The sequence below is a fragment of the Sphingomonas sp. genome (assembly GCF_036387595.1).
Classification (GTDB): Bacteria; Pseudomonadota; Alphaproteobacteria; order Sphingomonadales; family Sphingomonadaceae; genus Sphingomonas.
This window is the reverse complement of the sequence record NZ_DASVTL010000096.1, coordinates 43,299-62,106: the sequence shown is the minus strand read 5'-3', so window position 1 is coordinate 62,106 and position 18,808 is coordinate 43,299. Positions and strand designations below refer to the sequence as shown.

At 67.5% G+C, this 18,808-nt stretch carries 21 protein-coding genes; 9 read left to right on the top strand and 12 right to left on the bottom strand.

All coding sequences use genetic code 11. The features are described 5' to 3' along the window. Together VF643_RS11575 and VF643_RS11570 are read left to right on the top strand one after the other, a co-directional pair. Positions 1-506: IS110 family transposase (locus VF643_RS11575; RefSeq protein ID WP_331043542.1), on the top strand; the 506-nt coding region annotated here is incomplete at its 5' end. Further along, positions 507-956, top strand: a complete 450-nt coding sequence (locus VF643_RS11570; protein ID WP_331043547.1) for a transposase — start codon at positions 507-509, stop codon at positions 954-956. A gap of 419 nt (positions 957-1,375) precedes the next feature. Here VF643_RS11570 and VF643_RS11565 read toward each other — a convergent pair whose 3' ends face one another. From VF643_RS11565 to VF643_RS11545, 5 genes are all read right to left on the bottom strand, one after another. Continuing rightward, positions 1,376-1,717: a tetratricopeptide repeat protein gene (locus VF643_RS11565; protein ID WP_331043541.1), complete on the bottom strand. Its 342-nt coding sequence runs from the start codon at positions 1,715-1,717 to the stop codon at positions 1,376-1,378. Between the two features lie 213 nt (positions 1,718-1,930). Beyond that, positions 1,931-2,356: a biopolymer transporter ExbD gene (locus tag VF643_RS11560; protein ID WP_331043540.1), complete on the bottom strand. Its 426-nt coding sequence runs from the start codon at positions 2,354-2,356 to the stop codon at positions 1,931-1,933. Between the two features lie 50 nt (positions 2,357-2,406). Next, the gene (locus VF643_RS11555) at positions 2,407-2,889 is read right to left on the bottom strand and encodes a biopolymer transporter ExbD (protein WP_331043539.1); all 483 of its coding nucleotides are present in this window, start codon (positions 2,887-2,889) and stop codon (positions 2,407-2,409) included. A gap of 102 nt (positions 2,890-2,991) precedes the next feature. Beyond that, a complete protein-coding gene (locus VF643_RS11550; RefSeq protein WP_331043538.1) occupies positions 2,992-3,804 on the bottom strand; it encodes a MotA/TolQ/ExbB proton channel family protein in 813 nt (270 codons plus the stop codon). 107 nt (positions 3,805-3,911) lie between these two features. Further along, a complete protein-coding gene (locus VF643_RS11545; RefSeq protein WP_331043537.1) occupies positions 3,912-4,580 on the bottom strand; it encodes an energy transducer TonB in 669 nt (222 codons plus the stop codon). A gap of 214 nt (positions 4,581-4,794) precedes the next feature. Between VF643_RS11545 and VF643_RS11540 the strand changes: the two genes are divergently transcribed. Continuing rightward, positions 4,795-5,640 (top strand): hypothetical protein, encoded by an 846-nt coding sequence (locus tag VF643_RS11540; protein WP_331043536.1) that lies wholly within the window; start codon positions 4,795-4,797, stop codon positions 5,638-5,640. Here the strand turns inward: VF643_RS11540 and VF643_RS11535 are convergent. After that, entirely contained in the window at positions 5,589-5,900 is a 312-nt protein-coding gene (locus tag VF643_RS11535) for a Rossmann fold domain-containing protein (protein ID WP_331043535.1), read from the bottom strand. The genes VF643_RS11540 and VF643_RS11535 overlap by 52 nt on opposite strands. Next, the gene (locus VF643_RS11530) at positions 5,897-6,268 is read right to left on the bottom strand and encodes a dihydroneopterin aldolase (RefSeq protein ID WP_331043546.1); all 372 of its coding nucleotides are present in this window, start codon (positions 6,266-6,268) and stop codon (positions 5,897-5,899) included. Before VF643_RS11530 ends, VF643_RS11535 begins: the two co-directional genes overlap by 4 nt. Positions 6,269-6,390: 122 nt before the next feature. Here VF643_RS11530 and VF643_RS11525 point away from each other — a divergent pair, with 122 nt between their 5' ends. From VF643_RS11525 to VF643_RS11510, 4 genes are read left to right on the top strand one after another with little or no spacing between them, the layout of a single operon-like run. Continuing rightward, entirely contained in the window at positions 6,391-6,921 is a 531-nt protein-coding gene (locus tag VF643_RS11525) for an N-acetyltransferase (protein ID WP_331043534.1), read from the top strand. Positions 6,922-6,963: 42 nt separating this feature from the next. Further along, positions 6,964-7,527 (top strand): DUF1285 domain-containing protein, encoded by a 564-nt coding sequence (locus VF643_RS11520; RefSeq protein WP_331043533.1) that lies wholly within the window; start codon positions 6,964-6,966, stop codon positions 7,525-7,527. Then, a complete protein-coding gene (locus VF643_RS11515; RefSeq protein WP_331043532.1) occupies positions 7,524-8,105 on the top strand; it encodes a CoA pyrophosphatase in 582 nt (193 codons plus the stop codon). The genes VF643_RS11520 and VF643_RS11515 overlap by 4 nt, the downstream gene beginning before the upstream one ends. Next, positions 8,102-9,289 carry a CCA tRNA nucleotidyltransferase gene (locus VF643_RS11510; protein WP_331043531.1) on the top strand — a complete coding sequence of 396 codons (1,188 nt, stop codon included), beginning with the start codon at positions 8,102-8,104 and terminating at the stop codon, positions 9,287-9,289. Before VF643_RS11515 ends, VF643_RS11510 begins: the two co-directional genes overlap by 4 nt. Here the strand turns inward: VF643_RS11510 and VF643_RS11505 are convergent. The 4 genes from VF643_RS11505 to VF643_RS11490 all read right to left on the bottom strand — a co-directional run bounded on the left by VF643_RS11505 (position 9,259) and on the right by VF643_RS11490 (position 15,273). Beyond that, on the bottom strand, positions 9,259-10,926 hold the full coding sequence (locus tag VF643_RS11505) for a putative bifunctional diguanylate cyclase/phosphodiesterase (protein WP_331043530.1): 1,668 nt from the start codon (positions 10,924-10,926) through the stop codon (positions 9,259-9,261). The two genes, VF643_RS11510 and VF643_RS11505, sit on opposite strands and share 31 nt — an antisense overlap. A 63-nt stretch (positions 10,927-10,989) precedes the next feature. Next, positions 10,990-13,221: a DNA topoisomerase IV subunit A gene (gene parC / locus VF643_RS11500; RefSeq protein WP_331043529.1), complete on the bottom strand. Its 2,232-nt coding sequence runs from the start codon at positions 13,219-13,221 to the stop codon at positions 10,990-10,992. Between the two features lie 33 nt (positions 13,222-13,254). Then, positions 13,255-14,466, bottom strand: a complete 1,212-nt coding sequence (locus tag VF643_RS11495; RefSeq protein ID WP_331043528.1) for a glycosyltransferase — start codon at positions 14,464-14,466, stop codon at positions 13,255-13,257. Between the two features lie 72 nt (positions 14,467-14,538). After that, positions 14,539-15,273, bottom strand: coding sequence for a GcrA family cell cycle regulator (locus tag VF643_RS11490; protein ID WP_331043527.1), 735 nt, complete (start codon positions 15,271-15,273; stop codon positions 14,539-14,541). A 50-nt stretch (positions 15,274-15,323) separates the two neighbouring features. Here VF643_RS11490 and VF643_RS11485 point away from each other — a divergent pair, with 50 nt between their 5' ends. Beyond that, the gene (locus VF643_RS11485) at positions 15,324-16,175 is read left to right on the top strand and encodes an ABC transporter permease (protein WP_331043526.1); all 852 of its coding nucleotides are present in this window, start codon (positions 15,324-15,326) and stop codon (positions 16,173-16,175) included. Further along, a complete protein-coding gene (locus VF643_RS11480) occupies positions 16,172-17,464 on the top strand; it encodes a serine hydrolase (protein ID WP_331043525.1) in 1,293 nt (430 codons plus the stop codon). The genes VF643_RS11485 and VF643_RS11480 overlap by 4 nt, the downstream gene beginning before the upstream one ends. On the opposite strand, the gene VF643_RS11475 is transcribed toward VF643_RS11480, so the two are convergent. Further along, entirely contained in the window at positions 17,430-18,692 is a 1,263-nt protein-coding gene (locus VF643_RS11475; protein WP_331043524.1) for an MFS transporter, read from the bottom strand. The two genes, VF643_RS11480 and VF643_RS11475, sit on opposite strands and share 35 nt — an antisense overlap. Positions 18,693-18,808: the final 116 nt, after the last annotated feature.

The following is an 18,808-nucleotide window of genomic DNA, read 5'->3' as shown; positions in this document are numbered from 1 at the left end:
GGACAGCGGAAAAGATGAGCAATGACCTACCACAAACCATCGGCATCGACATCTCCAAAGCGGCGCTGGACTGCCATGCCCATCCTGCCGGGATCGATCGCCAGTTCCCCAACACCGCCAAGGGTCACAAGGCGCTGATCGCATGGGCCGGGCAATGGCAGGTCGAGCGGATCGCCTATGAGGCGACCGGCACTTACCACCGCGCGCTGGAGGTTGCGCTTGGGGCATCTGCCCTGCGTCAAGCTCAACGCGGAACGCGCAAGGCGCTTCGCCCAGGCGACGGGCACGCTTGCCAGACCGATCGCATCGACGCCAGGCTGCTCGCCCGGATGGCGGTCGCGCTGCAACCGCCGGTCAGGCCCGCACGAAGCCCGCAGCAGAACCAGTTGGCCGAACTCGTCAACGCACGCGACGGACTGGTCCGCGATCGCACCGCGCTCAAGAACCGCCAGAAGAACCTTACCGTCACGCTGCTCAAGCGGCAGTGCAGCCAGCGTCTCGAATAGATCGCCCGACACATCGACGCGCTCGACGCCGAGATCGCAGGCCTCATCACCGCCGACGAGAAGCTTGCCCGGCGGCACGACATCCTCACCAGCATCGCAGGCCTGGGCACGCTCACCGCCAACCAGATCATCGCTACCATGCCCGAACTCGGATCGCTCGATAACAAGCAGGCCGCCTCGCTGGCCGGCCTTGCCCCCGTCGCCCGCCAGTCCGGCCAGTGGAAAGGCAAGAGCCTCATCCGCGGCGGCAGGGCCAACGTCCGCCAAGCACTCTACATGCCGGCCCTGGTCGCCGCCCGCTTCAATCCACACCTCAAGGCCAAATACCAGCAACTCCTTGGTGCCGGAAAGCCAGCCAAGATCGCTATCACCGCCGTCATGCGAAAGCTCGTCGTCACCGCAAATGCCCAGCTCAAGGCAGACCGACTCTGGACGCCAGCACGCGCTTGACCATCACTGATACTCTAACATCTGTAGAACAGCGTATGTCGAAGTCGTGCACGCGCAGCGTGCCATGTTTGCAAACGGCCTCTCGGGACCGACCCAGCATGGGCTAAGGGCGCCTGATCGCGACGGATGCAACCGCGAGGATCGGTGCTTTCGTTCGTGCCGAACGCCCGTCCAACGCATTCGAAGCGGTGCCGCGTACGACTGGTCGACTGCCTCCTGTTGCGAGCCTCGCCTTCGCCTGCTCTCAGTGGCTGCCTAGGCGGGATCGAAGCAGAGCAAGCCCAACGACCACGCTATCCACGCAAGAGCTGCATCGGAGGGCGTCATGCGTGGCTCACGACTACAAGGGGTTATGGCTGCCCCGAACCGGACCCGGTTCACGTCCTCCTCCGCGAGCGCCCGAGGACGCAAGCAGCGGTTCAGCGGGACGCGATCTGGGTGGATTTCTGCAGACCTGCCTGGGCCAGGACGTGTGAGGACACGATCTGCTGATCGGGCAGGTCCATCAGTGCGGCCGGCCGGCGGAGGACGCTAGCGTACAGCGCGTTGGCCTCCGCCTCGCGACCGGTCTGGCGGTAGACAGCGGCTAGGTTAAGCATCAATTCTGGGCGGTTGGGAAATATGCGACGCTCGGTCGTCAGGATGCGCTCCGCCTGCGGCAGGTCACCCGCCACGATCGCCGCCGTGGCGTTGCGATCCGCCGCCTGAGCGCCCGTCTGAACCGCCAGAATTGCCACAAGGCCCGAAATGATCCTGCGCATCGCTACCACCTCCCGCTCAACGTTTCAGATTTGTGACAGGTGAGTGTCACTTTTGAGACAATGGCGCAAGCACCGAAGCGAGCGGTCATGCCTGAATTTGAGATTGCGGGAGCCCCCCGAGCACCATCCGCACTCGGCGGCGCACTCCAGTTTAAGACGAAAAAGGGCGGCCCCTTTCGAGACCGCCCTTGAAAGCCGACGCTGCCGACTTGCCTAGAAGTCGTTGCGATATTGCTCGTTGCCGATGAAACCCAGCTTGCCAACGTTCGACCGCTTGATGACCGCCAGGATCTTGTCGACCGACTCGTAGCGCGCCTGAGGATCCGGCTGGAAATGCAGTTCGGGCTCCGGGGTCATACCCTTGGTCTGATCGAGATACTGCCGCAGCGTCACCTCGTCGACGGGCGTGCCGTTCCACGCCGTCACACCGGCCGCGTCGATCGTCACCTTGTTCTTCTGCGCGTCGATGACCTGCTGGTTGCTTTTGCTGTTCTGCGGCAGATCGACCTTCACCGCGTGCGTCTGGATCGGGATGGTGATGATGAACATGATGAGGAGCACGAGCATGACGTCGATCAACGGCGTCGTGTTCATTTCCATCATCGGTTCGCCGTCGTCGTTACCGGCGCTCATGGACATGTCGGGATACTCCTGGGTCTTATATGCGCCAGCGGCGCGTCACCGGCAGCTTAGGACGGCCGAGGGTTGCCGCCGGGAGGCGGTTCGGAAATGAAGCCCACCTTGGCGAAGCCTGCGCGCTGCATCGTGTAGATTGCACCGCCGATGCAGCGATACGGGGTATTCACGTCGCCACGGATATGCGCCTCGGGCAATTCGAGGGCCGGATTGCCCACACCGCCCTGCCGCTCGATCTCGGCCTTCAGCTTTTCGACGCCGCGGTTGAGCAACTCGGTCGACGTCACCGGAGACATGCCCCAATAGACATTGCAATTGGCGCCGTCGCCGGTGACCGACAGCAGCACGTTCTCAGGCTTCGTCGTCGTCGGGTCGAAACGGACGTCGGGCAGCTTGAGCTTCACGCTCTGGAGCACCACCGGGACCGCGATCAGAAAGATGATCAGCAGCACCAGCATGACGTCGACGAGCGGCGTCGTGTTGATGTCGGTGATTGGTTTTTCTTCGGCAGCATCGCCGCCAACACTCATCGACATGCGCGATCCATCCTATGTCATTCCCGGTCCCGCCACGCATGGCGAATTGATGGACCGAGGTATCGCGGGGTCGCGACCGTCGCGACCCCGCCGCTTCGTTCGTTATGCGCGCGGAACGCCTCCGGTCTGGCCGGCAGTTGCCGTGGCACCCGGATTGGTCTTGACCGTCGTCGTCGCCACCGGGCGAGCAACCGTGCTGCCGCCGACGACGACCGGCTTCACCGCACCATTCGAGGCGAGAAAGCCCAGAACGTCGGTGGAGAAGGCCGACAGATCCTCGGCGATCGACTTGTTGCGGCGCTGCAGCCAGTTGTAGGCGAGCACCGCGGGAACCGCGACGACCAGACCGAGGGCGGTCATGATGAGCGCCTCGCCGACCGGCCCTGCGACCGCGTCGATCGACGCCTGGCCCGACGAACCGATCTTGATGAGCGCGCGGTAGATACCGATCACGGTGCCGAACAGGCCGATGAACGGCGCGGTCGAACCCACCGTCGCCAGGAAGGCGAGACCGCCGCCCAGCTTGGAATTGATCGACGCTTCCGAACGCGCCAGCGAACCGTGCAGCCAGTCATGCGCCTCGACGGGATCGGTCAGCTTCGAATGCTGCTCCTGCGCAGCCAGGCCGTCGTCGACGATCTGCTTGTAGGCGGAGTTCTTCTCGAGCTTGGCGGACCCTTCACGCAGCGAGTTCGACTGCCAGAATTGCTGACGGACGCGCTTGGCCTGGTTCATGATCTTCTGCTGCTCGAACAGCTTGGAGAAGAGGATGTAGAAGGACACGATCGACATGAGCACGAGGATCGCGAACACGGACTGGGAGATCAGGCCGCCTTCACGCAGCGCCGCTTCGAGGCCGTAAGGGTTGTCGCCCTTGGCGGCGGCGCCGCCCGCGGCGAGAATGTTGATGATCATGGCAGGTTCCCTCTGAATTGATTGGATGTCGCAACGGTGGAGTGATCGGGGGATCGGGACGTTTCTGAAGCGCCGGCCGAAGTCATGCTCCGGCCGGACGCCTCACATCAGTTTTGTGGCAGCACCCAGCGGACCGGCAAGGTGTATCGCGACGTGATCGGATTTCCCGCCTGGTCCAGGGCAGGCGAGAAGCGCACCCGGCTCTTGGCGATCCGGCAGGTGGTGTTGTCGAGATCGCTGTTGCCGCTAGACGTGGTGACCGAGCAATCGCTTACCCGGCCGTCCGTACCCACCGTCAGCGACGCGACTACCCTGCCCTGCGCCTCGGCACGCTGTGCCGCGGGCGGATAAGCGTCAGGCCCGAAGAACTGACCCGGATTGCCCTTGAGCCCGGCTGCCTTCGAGACTGCAGGCGGCGCCGGCGGCGCTGGCGGTGCAGGCGGCGCAGGCGGCGAGATCGGCTGGCTCGGCGGGATGACCGGCGTCGTGTTCATGAACGACGGCTGCGGCGTCACAACCATCGGCGGCGGCGTCACGACCGTGGTCGGTGGCGGCGGCAGATTCGGCTGATCCGGCGGCGGCGGCGGCGGATCCTCCGGCGGCGGCGGCGGGGGTGGTGGCTCGACGTCGAACACGTCCAGCTCGGTGTTGACCGCCTTAACGTACTTGTACGCCAGGCCGGTGACGAAGGCGTAGCCCAGGGCGGCGTGGATCAGCGCGACGATAACGATCGCGATCACCTTGCCACCGGACATCTTCTGGTCGGTATAGGCCATGCGGCAAAGACACTCCCTCAATCCTGCGCGGTCCGGACGATAGCGCCGGTCGCCCATAAACCGTCTGCCCGAACTCATGCGTATCCGGGCAGGCCCAATTCCTATCGTCCCGTTCACCCACACGCAAACGCTTTGTCGGACGCAACAAACGTTCAAACTCACGGGCGCCGATTTAGTTCTGTATCGTTCATGTCCGCAGCGCTAGCAGACTCGCATGCTCCGCCTTTATCCTGCCGTCATCGGGCTTTGCCTGCTACTGTCGTTCCTGGCGCCACTTCCGGCGCGTGCACAGGTGGCCCGGCCGACCGCCGCCGTTACCGTGCCCGGTTATGCCGATCTGGCTGACATGGTGCTCGCCGCCCCCGTGATCGCGGACGCGACGGTGCGCTCCACGGCGCGAATCAAGGGCGCCGAGGCGGCCGGAGTCGCACCGGGCAGGCAGCGCGTCTATGTCGAGGCGGATGTCACCGCGCTGGTGCGTGGTGCCGGGGGCACACCACCGCGGATCGGTTATCTGGTCGACCTGTCGCCCGACGCCGATGGCCGGTTTGCCAAGCTGAAGAAGATGCGTTTCCTGATCCTGGCGCGGCCGGCGGGGGCACCCGGACAATTGCAGCTGGTCGCACCGGACGCGCACATCGCCTGGACACCCGAGGCCGACGCGCGTGTCCGCGCGATCGCGCAGGCGGTGGTGGCACCCGACGCCCCGCCGCGGGTGACCGGCATCGGTAATGCCTTCCACGTCCCCGGCGCGCTGCCGGGTGAGGGCGAAACCCAGGTGTTCGTCGCGACCGAAGGGAACGTTCCCATGTCGCTCTCCATCCTGCGGCGTCCCGGTGAACAGCCGCGCTGGGCGGTGGCACTGAGCGAGGTGGTCGACGAGGCCGCCGGGCCGCCAGCGCGCGAGACGTTGCTATGGTATCGGCTGGCGTGCGGATTGCCGGCCGCGCTGCCCGAAAGCGCGACCGCGACGCTCGACGCAGGTGACGCGGAACAGGCGCGGACCGACTATGCGTTCGTGCTGGAACAGCTTGGCCCCTGCGACCGGACGCCGGGCTGACCGACGCGCACAATCTGCCCGGTCGTCGAGCATGCGCCATCGAGAAAGGCGACCGCGGCGGCGACGTCCGCCGGATCGGCATCGTCCCCCGCCACGACCAGGTTGACGCGCATCGGCGCGCGTTCGATCGCCAGCGGCGCGATCGCCGCCAGTGTCAGGGCGTGGGCCAGCGAATCGCCGTCTTCGTGTACCAGAGTGATACACTCCCCCGTCGCCGTCCGGACGATCGCGACGATGTCGTCGCCCGCGGCCAACCTCACCGGCGGTGCCGCACGAGCGTGATGCCGATCGATTCGCCCGCCTCCGCAATCGCCAGTTTGACGATCCTGACCTTCACGCGCGAAACCCGTGCGTCCTGAAGGAACAAGGTCTCGCAGATATGGTCCGCAACCGCCTCTATCAGCGTGAAATGCACGCCCGGCGGGAGTGCGGATGTCGCCGCGTGCTTGAGGTCGAGATAGTTCTTGGACGCCGCCAGCGGCGTATCGGGGGCAAAGCGCGCGGCGCAGGCGAGATCGACGGTGAGCGAGATGCGCAGCGGTTGCGGCAGGTGGGTCTCCTCCGAATAGATGCCGGTCAGGACCGGCACCTCGATGTCGTGGACTTCCAGTTGCAGCGTGTCTTCCATTGCCGCCCCGTAGCAGACGGGCGCGGCTGCGAAACCCGCCATTGCGCTTGCGTTCCGCCCGCTCGCGCGTATGGCGCGGCGCCGTCGCCGATTTCGCGGCGCGCGATCGAAGGTGCCGTTCCGTGATCGTCCTCCAGCCGCTCGCCTCGATCGATCCCGCAGCCGTAGAGTCGCTACTCGACCGGGCGTTCGGCAGCGACCGGCATGCGCGCACCGCCTATAAAGTGCGCGGTCGAGCGCAGGCGATCACGGCACTGAGCTTCGCTGCAGTCGACGACGGGGTGCTGATCGGCTCGATCCAGTGCTGGCCGATCGCTCTCGACATGGACGACGGCCCGGTGGTGCCGTTGGTGATGGTCGGTCCCGTGGCGGTCGCGCCCGATCGGCAACGCGACGGCATCGGCCGCCGGCTGATGGCGCGCACGCTGGCTGCGGCAGACGAGGGGGCGGCCGACACAGGCGCGGGGCTGATGCTGATCGGCGATCCCGAATATTATGGCCGCTTCTTCGGCTTCACCGCGGATCGCACGGCGCTGTGGCGACTGGCCGGCCCGGTGGAACGGCACCGGCTGCTGGCGCGCGGCGCGGGCATCCCCGACGCGGCGGGCGACCTTGGCCCCGCCGTCCACGCTGGCGCGACGGTACCCGCGTAAGGGTTTACGCGACCGGCGTGCGCGCCTACCTGCGATGGCGTCATGCCGATGGATGCCCTCCCCGACCTCACCTCGATGACGCTCGAGGAGATCGTGCGCGCCGCCGCCGAACGCCGCCTCCCTCCGGTCGACCAGTGGAACCCAACCCATTGCGGCGACAGCGACATGCGGATCGCGCGCGACGGAACATGGTATCATCAGGGATCGCCGATCAGCCGCCCGGCAATGGTCCGCCTGTTCTCGACGATCCTCCGCCGCGAGCCGGACGGACGCCATGTTCTCGTCACACCCGCCGAAAAGCTCGACATCGCGGTCGACGATGCGCCGTTCCTGGCAGTCGCGCTGAAGGCTGAAGGGGAAGGCGAAGACGCGCGGCTGGCATTTCAGCTCAATACCGGCGACCTCGTTACCGCAGGCGCCGATCATCCGCTGCGCTTTGCGGATGGCGAGGACGGGCCGCGCCCCTATCTCCACGTGCGCGGCGGGCTGGAAGCGCTCGTCGCGCGGCCGGTCTATTACGAACTGGCCGAACTGGCGCTGGCCGGCGACACGACTCCGCCGGGGGTGTGGAGTGGAGGCGCGTTCTTCCCGCTGGCGGTCGCATGACGCTGACCCATCGGCTGGCGGCAGCGCTGACGGCGGGTGCGGGGCCACCCCCCCTGACCGGGGACGACATGCCCGCGACCGAGGCGACCATCGCCGCGGCGGTGCTGATCGCGATCACCGATCGCGCGGAGCCAGGGGTGATCCTGACGCGGCGCACGGACACGCTGCGCCGCCATGCGGGTCAGGTCGCCTTCCCCGGCGGTCGCGTCGATCCCGAGGATGCGGATACGGTCGCCGCCGCCTTGCGCGAGGCGCATGAGGAGATCGCGCTTTCTCCGGCCGACGTCACCATCATTGGCACGACCGACCGTTTCCGCACGGGCACCGGCTATGACATCACGCCAGTCGTCGGCGTCGTGCCCGCCGACTTGCCGCTGATCCCCGCCGAAGCCGAAGTCGCGGCAGTGTTCGAGGTGCCGCTGGCGTTCCTGCTCGACCCCACGAACCACCATGCAGGGACCGGCGAGTGGCAGGGGCGAATGCGGCGCTTCTACGAAATCCCCTGGCCGGATCACCGCATCTGGGGCGCGACCGCGGGAATCATCGTCAACCTGTCGCACCGGCTGGCGACGCGATGAAGCTGCCATCGGCAGACTGGCGCACGCGTGCAGGCCTCGACGCACTGACCGCGGTTCTGGGCGTCGATGAGGCGCGCTTCGTCGGCGGCGCGGTGCGCGACACGTTGATTGGGCTGCCGGTCTCCGACGTCGACATCGCCACCCGCCACGCGCCCGATGGCGTCGTCGCGTTGCTCAAGGCCGCCGGCATCCGCGTCGTGCCGACCGGCCTGGCGCACGGCACGGTCACGGCGGTGACCGCGGGCGGCCCGGTCGAGGTGACGACCCTGCGCCGTGATGTCGCCACCGACGGGCGCCATGCCGTCGTCGCCTTCACGGGCGACTGGCAGGTGGACGCCAGCCGCCGCGACTTCACCATGAACGCGCTCTACGCAGACCCGGCAAGCGGCGAGATATTCGATTATTTCGGCGGGCTGGACGATCTGGCGGCGGGCCGCGTGCGCTTCATCGGCGATGCACGCAGCCGGATCGCGGAGGACCACCTGCGCATCCTGCGCTTCTTCCGCTTCCACGCGCGCTTCGGCCAGGACGACTCGATCGACGAGGAGGGGCTGGCCGCCTGTGCAGAACGCGCCAACGACCTGATGGCCTTGTCGCGCGAGCGGATCGCGGCCGAATTGCTGAAGCTGCTGGTCGCGCGCCATGCGGTCGCGGTCATGGCGCTGATGATCGAGCACGACATCCTGCGCGCAGTGCTGCCCGAGATCGACACGGCCGCGGCCGGTCGGCTGGCGGCCTTGGCGGAAATGGAGGCGGCACACGGGATCCCGGCGGATGCGATTCGGCGGCTCGCGGTGCTGATGCCGCCACAGGCCGCGACTGCGGTGGGTGCGCGGCTCAGGCTGTCGAACGCCGATCGCCGGCGGCTGGAGGCGGCGACTGCAGGTCCGGGCTGCGAAGGGCCGCAGGGTCTGGCCTACCGATTCGGGCCGCAGATCGCCTGTGATCGGCTGCTGGTCGCGGGCGAAGACCCGGCACCCGCGCTCGCCTGGACAGCGCCAGCGCTGCCGATCGGCGGCGGCACCTTGGTGGCGATGGGCATGACAAAGGGGCCGGACGTGGCGCGCACGTTGAAGGCGGTGGAGACGCGCTGGATCGCGGAGGGGTTTCCCGATGCCGCACGGACCCGCGCGATTGCCGCGGAACTCGTCGCTCAGGCGCTGGGCGGCGCGATCATCGCATAGGCGGCCGCGGGTTCCAGCGCGCGGGCATAGAGGAAGCCCTGCCCCATGTTGCAGCCCAGCGCAGACAGCGTCTGAGCAAGCGCATTCGTCTCGATCCCTTCTGCCACGGTGCGCATGTTGAGCGCCTGCGCAAGGCTGAGGATCGCGCGAACGATCGCGATCTTGTCGCGATCGGCAAGCATGCCCGTGACGAAGCTGCGGTCGATCTTGAGGATGTCGATCGGCAGCGCCTGAAGGTGCGCGAGATTGGAATAGCCGGTGCCGAAATCGTCCATCGCCAGGCAGGCGCCGAGTTCCTTGAGTGCGCGCATGGTGCGCGCGGTGCGATCGGGATCGGCGACCAGCGCGCTTTCGGTCAACTCCAGTTTCAGGCGGTCTCCCCGCAACCCGGTCCGTGCCAGCGCGGCGCCGACGAGATCGACGATGCCGTCGCGCTGGAGCTGGATCGGCGATATGTTCACCGCCACCTGGACTCCACAGTCGCCCCCGGCGGCTTCGTCCCAAGCGGCCAGCGTGCGCGTCGCCTCGTCGAGCGCCCAGCGGCCGAGTGGCACGATCAATCCCGATTCCTCGGCCACCGGGATGAACTCCACCGGCGAGATCTGGCGGCCATCAGCGGCCTGCCACCGCGCCAGCGACTCGAAGGCTATGATCCGGCCGCTGGACAGATCGCAGATCGGCTGGAAATTGAGGCGGAGGTCGCCATTCTCGATCGCCCGGCGCAGCTGTGTTTCGAGGGCAAATTGCTCGCGGACGAGCGCGAACGCCTGGTTCTGATAGGCTTCGGCATTGCCGGTCGCCTTGGCGCGGTTCACGGCGAACTGGGCGTGGCGGATGAGTTCCTCGCCGCACTCGTCTCCCTGCTCGTCCTCTCCAAACGCGATGCCGATCGAACAATCGACCTGTATTTCGTAGTCGGAAAGTCGAAATGGCGCCTGCAATGCGATCCGGATGCGCCGGGCGACGTGATCGGCCTCCGCGCGGGTCTCGTCGATCGCCATGAAGATGCCGAATTCGTCGCCGCCGATTCGCGCCAGGGCATCGCGGGCGCGCAAAGCACCCTTGATCCGGCGCGCCACGCTGATGAGCAGTTCGTCCCCCGAAAGCGAACCCAGACACGCGTTGAAGCGCCCAAAGCGATCGAGATCGACGACGAGCACCGCGTGGCGGACCCGGTCCTCGCCTGCGGTCTCGATCAGATCGCCGAAGCCCTGCCGATTGGGCAGCCCGGTCAGGCTGTCAGTCGTCATCTCACGGTGCAGGCTGCGCTCGGTGTGGCGTCGCGAGGTCTCGTCGATCAGGGTGACCAGGCAGCAATCATCCGAAGCCGCGGACGATCGCGCAACCGTCGCCTGGAAATAGCGGCAGTCGATCGCCTCGCCGATCGTCCAGGCGAAACTGCGGATGTCGTCGGTCGAATCGAGGAACGCCTTGATCTGGGCGCCCATCAGTTCCAGCAGCGATGAACGGCCACGTTCCGTGCCGAGCCCGGCCTGACGAAACGGGCGGTTGGTCGCCGCCATTGACAGCGCCTCGCCATCGCGTTCAACCACCGCCGCCGGGATCGGCAGCATCTCGACCGCCGGCATGGCGATCGTCGCCGCGATCAACGGCAGGGTCTTGGCGACGCAGGTCATTGGGAGCCGTGGTAGGCGCAACTGGTTAAAGACGCTTGAACGTTCGGGATTGTGCAAGAGGAGTCAGGCGTCGAAGCGGTTGTTCCTGGGAAATCCGGTCGGCGGCATGCGGCCCGCCGCACCCCGCGCCGCGCGCCACGGGCTCATGTCCGCCTCCGTTCGGGTCCGCCCGGTCTCGCCGCCCATCGCCCAGCTGAGCCCTGCCGCCATGACGAAGGTCGTTGCGTCGGACAGGCCACCGTCGCGAAAACGCTGGAGCTGAACACCCGTGCCGCGCGACAGTTCAGGCAATTCGGTCAGGGGAAAGGCGACCAGCCGCCGGTTGTCGCCGATGGCGGCAACGTAATCCGCGTCCGGGGCGATCCGCTTGACGATCTTCAGGGTCGCGCCGTCGCGCGGGGTGAGCACGGTCTTGCCCTTGCGGGTCTCGGCGATCACTTCCGCAGCCGCGACGACGAAGCCACGCCCGTCCGACGCAGCGATCAACAGTTTCGTGGCCGAACGCGCAGTCAGGAAGGCGACTATGCCGACATCGCCGCCGAGGTCGATCATCGCGCGTACCGGCTCGCCGAAGCCGCGGCCGCCGGGCAGTTTGTCCGCGGCCAGCGTGAAGAAGCGCCCGTTTTCGGCGGCGAGCAGAAGCTTGTCGGTGGTCTGCGCGTGGAAGGCGTAAGCGGGGCCGTCGCCTTCCTTGAACTTGGCGATGTCTGCCGAGGCCAGGTCGGCATGACCGCGCAACGCCCGTATCCAGCCGCGGCGGGAGAGGATGACGGTGATCGGCTCGCGCTCGATCATGGCTTCCAACGGAATGTCGCGGGTCGGCGGCGCTTCCTCGATCGTCGTGCGCCGCTTGCCCAGCGCCGTATCCTCACCATAGCGGTCGCGGATGCGGGCCAGGTCGCGCTTCATGCGGGCGCGCTGCTTCTTGGGATCGGCGAGCAACGCGGCGAGGCCGGCCTGCTCCTTCTCCAGCTTGGCGCGCTCGGTCCTGATCTCGAACTCCTCCAGCCGCCGCAAGGAGCGCAGCCGCATGTTGAGGATGGCTTCGGCCTGCCGGTCCGTCAGCGCGAACTCGGCTATCATTACCGCCTTCGGCTCGTCCTCGGTGCGGATGATCTCGATCACACGGTCCAGGTTGAGATAGGCGACGAGATAGCCGTCGAGCAGCTCGACCCGGTCGGCGATCTTGGCCAGCCGGTGGCGCGTGCGACGGTCGAGCACGACGAACTGGTGATCCACCCAGGCGGCCAGCGCCTCCCCCAGGCTCATCACACGCGGCGTGCGATCCTTGTCGAGCACGTTGAGGTTGAGCGGTATGCGTATCTCGAGATCGGTCAGCCGGAACAGCCCGTCCATCAGCACGCTGGCATCGACGGTGCGGCTGCGCGGTTCCAGGACGATACGGACCAGTTCGTCCGATTCGTCGCGGACGTCGGCCAGGATCGGCAGTTTGCGATCGTTCACGAGCGCAGCGATCTGCTCGATCAGCTTGCCCTTCTGGACGCCATAGGGGATTTCGGTGACGATCGCGCACCAGCCCCCCCCCTTCTCGCGCTCGATAGTCCAGCGCGCCCGCACACGAAAGCCGCCGCGCCCGGTGCGATAGCTCTCAGCGATGACCGCCGCCGGATCGACGACCAGGCCGCCGGTCGGGAAATCCGGCCCGCGGACATAGTGAAGCACGTCGGCGTTGCGGTCGTCGACCAGCGCTATCGCCGCCTCCAGCAGTTCGGCGGCATTGTGCGGCGGGATGCTGGTCGCCATGCCGACCGCGATCCCCGCCGCGCCGTTCGCCAGCAGATTTGGGAACAGGCCGGGGAATAGCTCCGGCTCGTGATCCTCATTATTATACGTCGGGCGGTAACCGACGGCATCCTCGTCCAGCCCGTCCATCAGGTCGATGGCGACCTGGGTCAGCCGCGCCTCTGTATAGCGATAGGCGGCGGCGTTATCGCCGTCGATGTTGCCGAAATTCCCCTGCCCGTCGACCAGCGGATAGCGCAGCGAAAAGGTCTGCGCGAGGCGGACCATCGCGTCATAGACCGACTGGTCGCCATGCGGATGATATTTGCCGATCACGTCGCCGACCACGCGTGCGCATTTCTTATACCCCTGCGCCGGATCGAGTTTCAGCAGCCGCATCGCCCACAGCAGGCGGCGGTGGACCGGCTTCAGCCCGTCGCGGACATCGGGCAGCGACCGCGCGGTGATCGTCGACAGCGCATAGACGAGATAGCGTTCGCTGAGCGCGCTGTCGAAGGGCGCGTCGGTGGGGATCAGGATGTCGGTGGCCATGTGCGGTGAGGGATAGCACCGCCGGGGCCGCGATCAAACTTCGATGGTGGCGCGCGCGCGCGCGGATCGCGGGCGGTATCCGGCCACGGCTTCGACCAGAAGTGCGCGGTGCTGGCGTCCCGTTTCCGCCCAATCGTAGCGTTCGCCGTAAGCCCGGGTCGCGGCGCGGTCTGGAAGGTTGGCAAGCAGCGCGGCGGTCCCTTGCGCGATCGCATCGTCGGAGCGCTCCGCGACGAGCAGCCCGGCCTCGGCCACCCGGATCACCTCGGGCGAGCCCCAGACCGGCGTCGCGACGAGCGGGGTTCCGCAGGCGAGCGATTCGAGGAGAACGTTGGCGATGCCCTCCCGGTCCGAACAGCTGAGCGTCGCGTCCGCGACGCCATACAGGTCGGGAAGCCGGTGCTGATCGACATGGCCGAGGAAGCGGACCCGGTCGTCCACCCCCTGCGCCTTCGCCAGCGCGCGCAGCGCGGCGTCGCGCGGGCCGTCTCCGGCGATCATCAGCCGCACGCCCGGCAACCTGGCGAGGGCGCGGATCGCGTGATCATGGCCCTTGCGATCGATCAGGTGGCCCACCGACAGCAAGGTGGGGCCATCCACCCCCATGGCCGCACGCAACGCCGCGCGATCGGCGGGCGGACGGAACAGGTCCAGGTCGACGCCATGTTCGACGACCGTCAGCTTGCGCGGATCGGCGCCGAGACCGATCAGGCCATCGCGCAACGCGCCGCAGACGGTGGTTACGGCCGCCGCGCGCTCGATCGCCTTAAGGATCATCGCGCGGGGCAGGCGCGATTGCGGAATCAGGCTGACGTCAGTGCCGAGCGCGGACATGACGACCGGAGAATCGAACATTCGGCCGAGCAGAGCCGCGGCCACCCCGTCGGGATAGAGATAATAGCTGTCGATCACGTCGAAGTCGAAATCGCGGCGGATGGCGGCGATCGGCGCGGCGAGCGCGGCGGCCATCAGGAGCGGTGCCGGCGTCATGCCGACTTTCGGGATCGTGGGGTAACGCGGGTGGACGACCGGGAAGCCGCGTCGCTCTGCCTTGTGCGGCACGCGCGCATGTTCGCCCCACGCGCCGAAGCGGCGGCTGGTGAACGGGAACCACGGCACCGGCGCGACCACACGCACCGAGTCCCCGCCGGCGGCGGCGAGATGCGCGACGCGGTGCTCGATGAAGATCCCGTGCCGCCGCTGGACGGCGTTGGGATACAGCGTGGACAGGACGAGGATCTTCAAGGGCTGCGCCTCCGGGGAGGACGCGCTTTAGGACGGGTCAGGTAAAGAGCCGGTTTCCCGATCCGCGCGCCGTCAGCGAACCCGCGGGCCGCCGAACGGCAGCGGTGGCGGCGGACGGCGATCGCGGCGCGGCAGCTGCGCCTGATACGCATGCCCGCAATGCGCGACACAATAGGGAAAGCCGGGGTTCACCTTTTCACCGCAGAAGTGAAAATCGGGTTCGCCCGGATGACCCAGCGGCCATTTGCAGATGCGATCGTTCAGGTCGAGCAGGCTGGTCTTGCCCGCGATCTCCGCCGAAGGCTTGGCAGGCACCAGACGGCGCGGCGGTGCGGGCGTGCTTGGCGGCTGCTGCTCGCCCGGCGCCTGGCGGAGGAAACCACCAGGGCCGACCGAGCGCAGGATCGGTGGCGGGGGCGCCGCCGGTGCCGCAACGACGGCAGGGCTGTCGTCATCGTCATCGTCGTCATCATCGTCGTTATCGGCTTCACGCGCAGGTTCGGCCCGGACGACAGGCTCCGGCACGGCCACGCGTGCGGCGATCGGTGCTGGTGCGGGGGCAGGCGACGCGGGAGGAGGCGGCGCGGCCGCGACGACGGCTGGTTCTTCGATCTTGGCGGGTTCGGCCGCCTTCGCGGGCTCGTTCGGCTTCACCGGCGACGGGCGCGATTGCAGACCCAGGCGGTGCGCCTTGCCGATCACCGCGTTGCGGCTGACCCCGCCCAGTTCCTCGGCGATCTGGCTGGCGGTCTTGCCCGCTTCCCACATGCCTTTGAGCGTATCGATCCGCTCGTCGGTCCACGACATACTTCATCCTTCGTTGCACCCGTGGCGGCCAGCGGCTACCGCGGTGCGGCATGAGCAGCCAGTCCCCCAGGATCGAGAAACCATCGGCGATCCGTTCCGCCCCCGGCGTTCCCACCATCAGGAGCGTGAACTGGGGCGGTCTTCGCACCCTCTATATCAAGGAGGTTCGCCGTTTCTTCAAGGTGCAGCTCCAGACGATCTGGGCACCGGCAATCTCGCAACTGCTGCTGCTGGTCGTCTTCACCACCGCGCTGGGGGCAAGCGGCGCGGTGCACGTCGGCGGCACGACGGTCACATTTGCGGATTTCATCGCGCCCGGATTGATCGTGATGGGGATGCTGAACAATGCCTTTGCCAACGCCAGCTTCTCCCTGCTGGTCGGCAAGATGCAGGGCACGATCGTCGATTACCTGATGCCGCCGCTGTCCACCGCCGAACTGCTCGCCGGGCTCGTCGGCGGCGCGGTGACGCGGGCGTTCTGCGTCGGGGCGGCGATCTGGCTGGCGATGGCGCTGTGGCCGGGGGTCCACGCCACGCCGCGGATGATCCCTGCGATCGCGTGGTTCGGGCTGCTGGGATCGGTGTTCATGGCGCTCCTCGGGCTGCTGACCTCGATCTGGGCGGAGAAGTTCGATCATGCCGCCGCGGTCACCAATTTCGTCGTCGCCCCACTCGCGCTACTGTCGGGCACCTTCTATTCGGTCGATCGCCTCGCACCCGCGTTCCGTGCGGTCAGCCATGCCAATCCGGTGTTCTACGTCATATCGGGCTTCCGCTACGGTTTTCTGGGCGCCGCGGATTCGCCGGTATTGCTGGGCAGCATCGTGATCCTGGCCGTCGATGCGGTGCTGGCCATTGCCTGTTATCTGCTGCTGAAGAGCGGCTGGAAGCTGAAGAATTGAGGGCGCGCCCGCTCGCCCTTCTCGCGCTCGCCCAAGCCCCGCTCGCGCAGGCGCAGGCGCCAGTGCCGGTCGTCAAGGCGCCGGCCACCCCGCTCCAGACCCGCGTCGATGCGCTGGTCGGCCTGTTCGCGGGCGGCGGCGATTTCCAGGCGGATTTCGCCGACCGTTTCCGCGCCGCGATCTCCCCCGAACAGATGGCGGTGGTGACCGCCAAGTTGCGCGACCAGTTCGGCAAGCCGATCGCGATCGAACGGGTGCAGGCGACCGGCGCATGGCTGGCCGATGTCGTTATCGGCTTCGATCATGGCACCGCCTCGGTCACGCTCCAGATCGAGCCGACCGCGCCCCATCGCATCATCGGGCTGCGGATCACGGGCACGCAATATCGCAACGACACGTTCGAACATGTCGCCGCAGACTTGCGCGCGCTCCCCGGATCGGTCGGGTTCGGCGTCTATGCACTCGAACCCCGCGGGCCGCGGCCGGTGATCGAGGTGAACGCCGCGGCGGTGGCACCGATCGGATCGTCGTTCAAACTGTGGGTCTTGGCGGAGGCCGTGCGCCAAGTGCGCACCGGCATGCGTCGCTGGAGCGACGTCGTGGCGCTGGGCCCGCGCTCGCTGCCCAGCGGCCAGATGCAGGCATGGCCTGCAGGCGCCCCCGTGACGCTTCAGACGCTGGCCACGATGATGGTGTCGATCAGCGACAACACCGCAACCGACACGCTGATGACGACACTGGCCCGCGCCCGCGTCGATGCGATGGTCGCCACGGTAGGCGTCGCCGATCCGGCGCGGACGTTGCCCGTGCTGACCACGCGTGAGGCCGCCGCGATCAAGGCCGACCCGGCGTTGCTGACCGCATGGACGCGTAGCAACCTCAGCAGTCGACGCGCGCTGCTGCTCGTCAATCGCGCGAAGCTGGCGTCGGCGCGGCTGGACGTGGCGATGTTCGACGGCGCGCCGATTGCTCCCGATGGTGTGGAGTGGTTCGCCTCCCCCCGCGACATGGCGCGCACGCTCGACTGGCTGCGCCTGCACGGCGACGATGCGGCGCAGGCGATGCTGGCGATCAATCCCGGCATCGCGCCGGGCAGCGCGCGCGCGTTCGGCTATGCGGGGTACAAGGGTGGATCGGAGCCGGGTGTCATCGCGATGAACCATCTGCTCAACACCCGCGATGGCCGCTGGTTTGCCGTCACCGGCAACTGGCATCGGACTGACGCGGCGGTGGACGACACCGCCTTCGCCGCGATCACGGCCCGCGCGGTGGCGCTCGTCGCGCGCTGAGGGGCACACCATCCCGGCGGACAAGCAGCACGCACACACCCGCGAGGAGGACAGCGAGAGCCAGCAGCCTGATAAGCATCGCAAAACCATAGTGCGGCACCAGCCACAGCGTCAGCAGCGGCGCCGCGACCGATGGCAGCGTGTTCGCCAGGTTGAGGATACCCAGGTCGCGGCCGCGGCGCGCAGGCGACGGCAGCAACTCCATCGCATAAGCGGCGTGAAGCGCCAAGAATACCGCGGCGCTGCAAGCGAAGACCACGAAACCGACAGCCTGCGCCGCGAAATCCACCGTCCACCCCATCATGGCCAGCCCCGCCCCCGCAACCGCGGCGGCGGTCACCAGGAAGGGGCGACGCCGCCCCATGCGGTCCGACACGACCCCCAAACGCAATGCGACCGGAAAGGCGAGGATCGAGGCGATTGCGGACAGTCGGGCGACCCCGGCGTCCGATGGCGGCGCTGGCAGGGTGGCAAGATAATAGAGGAGGAATCCGAACACGGTAACCCCCGCGATCTGAACGAGGAGGCGTGCCGCCCAGAGTAGCAGAAAATCGCGGCGACGCGCGGCGGGGGGCGACCTCGCGGGTTCGGCTACGGCCGTCGCCTGGATGCGTGGCCGGGCGCCGAAGGCCAGGACCGGCAGGATCGCGATCAGCATCAGCACGCAGACCGCCATCAGCCGCATCCAACCCGTGGTGAGGATCGGGGCGGTGGCGATGACGCCGGCAAGCGCCCCGACCGGCTGCCCTGCCGCGAGCAGCCCGCCCAAAAGGCCCTTGCGCCTGTCCGGCACGGCTTCCGCGGTCCAAGCGGTGAGCGCCGCGAGCAACATGTTCAGCGCGATCTGAAAGGCAACGATCGCGACCACCAGCGCCTGAGGCGACGCGGCGCGATGAACGAGCGCGTAGCTCAGCATCGTCAGGCACAATCCCGTCGCGGCCCAGCCGCGGCGTGACCAACGGGCATCGCTCGCCCAGCCGAATGCGACGTTGGCAAGGCTGGCCGCGATGGCACCGGCCAACGTGGCGGCGGAAAGCCATGCGATACGGTCGTCCCCCGCCAGTTCGGCCATGTGCGCGGGCAGCAGCAGGGTGAGAAGCGGCACATAGGCAATAACGCCGCCTGCGTTGGCGACAGCCAGAAGCAGGAGCAAACGGTCGTCATGCCGGCTCGCGCGCCAGCCGAACAATCCCGCCGTCCGCCCCTTTGCCCGCGACATTTTCATCATGCCTTTCATGGCGAACCTGGCGATGGGTGCAAGTATCGGATGGCGCAGGACATCGCTACGTTTGACACTCCGCGTCAGCGTCCCTTAGCCTCGTCGTGCGCATCGCCGCCGGGAGA